This window comes from Epibacterium sp. MM17-32 (assembly GCF_022348205.1).
In the GTDB taxonomy this organism is placed as follows: Bacteria; Pseudomonadota; Alphaproteobacteria; order Rhodobacterales; family Rhodobacteraceae; genus Epibacterium.
Window position 1 is genome coordinate 1 of sequence record NZ_JAKRFC010000032.1, and the last position, 2,500, is coordinate 2,500.

The window sequence follows — 2,500 nt, forward strand, 5'->3', positions numbered from 1 at the left end:
TTTGGTTGCGGGAGTAGGATTTGAACCTACGACCTTCAGGTTATGAGCCTGACGAGCTACCTGGCTGCTCCATCCCGCGGTGTTTGTTTTTGTGTTTTGTTTAGAGAGTTTTTTGTTTTTGGGGTGATTATTAGGTTTGGCGGTGCCCTACTCTCCCACGCCTTAAGACGCAGTACCATCGGCGCAACAGCGCTTAACTTCCGGGTTCGGGAAGGGACCGGGTGTTTCGCTTGTGCTCTGGCCACCAAACCGAATAATCATCCCATGATCTTTGATCCTGTGGAGGTTATTCGGTCGGCTTTGAGAGACTTGAGTATCAAGTCTCGTAAGCCTCCGGATGGCTTGCCGGTTTACGGCGCGCTCCAGGATCGAGATCATCAACAGGTTGTCCAAGTATTTTGCTTTTTGGTTTTTGGCTGTCTTTTACTGGATCAGATCAAGCCAATCGGGCGATTAGTACCGGTCAACTGAACGCATTGCTGCGCTTACATCTCCGGCCTATTGACGTGGTGGTCTTCCACGGCCCTCAGGGATACCTTGTTTTGAGGGGGGCTTCCCGCTTAGATGCCTTCAGCGGTTATCCTTTCCGATCATAGCTACCCTGCACTACCGTTGGCACGATAACAGGTCCACCAGTGGATCGTTCACCCCGGTCCTCTCGTACTAGGGGCAACTCCTCTCAAGTATCCTACACCCACGGCAGATAGGGACCGAACTGTCTCACGACGTTCTAAACCCAGCTCACGTACCTCTTTAAACGGCGAACAGCCGTACCCTTGGGACCTGCTCCAGCCCCAGGATGAGATGAGCCGACATCGAGGTGCCAAACACTGCCGTCGATATGGACTCTTGGGCAGTATCAGCCTGTTATCCCCGGCGTACCTTTTATCCGTTGAGCGATGGCCCTTCCACTCGGGACCACCGGATCACTATGGCCGACTTTCGTCTCTGCTCGACTTGTCAGTCTCGCAGTCAGGCAGGCTTTTGCCATTGCACTCAACGAGCGATTTCCGACCGCTCTGAGCCCACCTTCGCGCGCCTCCGTTACGCTTTAGGAGGCGACCGCCCCAGTCAAACTACCCGCCACGCAGGGTCCCGGATCCCGTTTAGGGACCGCGGTTAGACATCAAGAGTGCGAAGGGTGGTATCTCAAGGTTGGCTCCACTGATACTTGCGTTTCAGTTTCGATGCCTACCACCTATCCTGCACATCACAATCCTGATGCCAGTGCGAAGCTGTAGTAAAGGTGCACGGGGTCTTTCCGTCTAACCGCGGGAAGCCTGCATCTTGACAGGCAATTCAATTTCGCTGAGTCGATGTTGGAGACAGCGGGGAAGTCGTTACGCCATTCGTGCAGGTCGGAACTTACCCGACAAGGAATTTCGCTACCTTAGGACCGTTATAGTTACGGCCGCCGTTTACCTGGGCTTCAATTCGGAGCTCTCACCCCTCCTTTTAACCTTCAGGCACCGGGCAGGCGTCAGACCCTATACGTCGTCTTGCGACTTCGCAGAGCCCTGTGTTTTTAATAAACAGTCGCCACCCCCTGGTTTGTGCCCCCGGATCCAAGTTGCCTTGAACCCGGGCCTCCTTCTCGCGAACTTACGGAGGTATTTTGCCGAGTTCCTTCAACATCGTTCTCTCAAGCGCCTTGGTATTCTCTACCAGTCCACCTGTGTCGGTTTAGGGTACGGTCTGATGGAGGGCTATTTCCAGGGACTGCTCAGCAGCCTGCTCAATCCGATAAGAGCAAACTACCTTCGCAATCCGTCACATCCTCCTGGCCCAGGAATATTAACCTGGTTCCCATCGCCTACGCCTTTCGGCCTCGGCTTAGGGGCCGGCTTACCCTGCTCAGATTAGCTTTAAGCAGGAACCCTTGGACTTTCGGCGAGAGTGTCTCTCACACTCTTTGTCGCTACTCATGTCATCATTCTCGCTAGTGATCTCTCCACGGGATCGCTCACGCGCCCGCTTCATCGAAAGAACTGTTCCTCCAATACGCCCGAAGGCGTTAAGGAGGAGCTGTTCTATGTCACACTACGCTCTGCTACCATGCACTATGTGCATCCTCGGCTTCGGCTCATGGCTTGAGCCCCGTTACATCTTCGCCGCAGGACGTCTTATTTAGACCAGTGAGCTGTTACGCTATCTTTAAAGGATGGCTGCTTCTAAGCCAACCTCCTGGTTGTTTTGGACATCCCACCTGCTTTCCCACTTAGCCATGAATTAGGGGCCTTAGCCGGAGGTCAGGGTTGTTTCCCTCTCCACTACGGACGTTAGCATCCGCAGTGTGTCTGCCATCTAGTACTCCCGGGTATTCGGAGTTTGGTTAGGATCAGTAAGCCTGTGGGGCCCCATTACCCATCCAGTGCTCTACCCCCCGGGGTATTCGGATGACGCTCTACCTAAATAGATTTCGCAGAGAACCAGCTATCTCCGAGTTTGATTGGCCTTTCACCCCTAGGCACAACTCATCCCGACCTTTTTCAACAGGTGT

1 tRNA gene and 2 rRNA genes (1 of these 3 cut by a window edge) are annotated in these 2,500 nt (G+C 53.8%); all 3 read right to left on the bottom strand.

The window, feature by feature from the left end:
• Positions 1 to 2: 2 nt before the first annotated feature.
• Positions 3 to 79, bottom strand: a tRNA-Met gene (locus MHM88_RS22955).
• Positions 80 to 134: 55 nt separating this feature from the next.
• Positions 135 to 249, bottom strand: a 5S ribosomal RNA gene (rrf, locus tag MHM88_RS22960).
• A gap of 183 nt (positions 250 to 432) precedes the next feature.
• Positions 433 to 2,500: ribosomal RNA gene (locus MHM88_RS22965) — 23S ribosomal RNA — on the bottom strand; it runs 763 nt beyond the window's last position.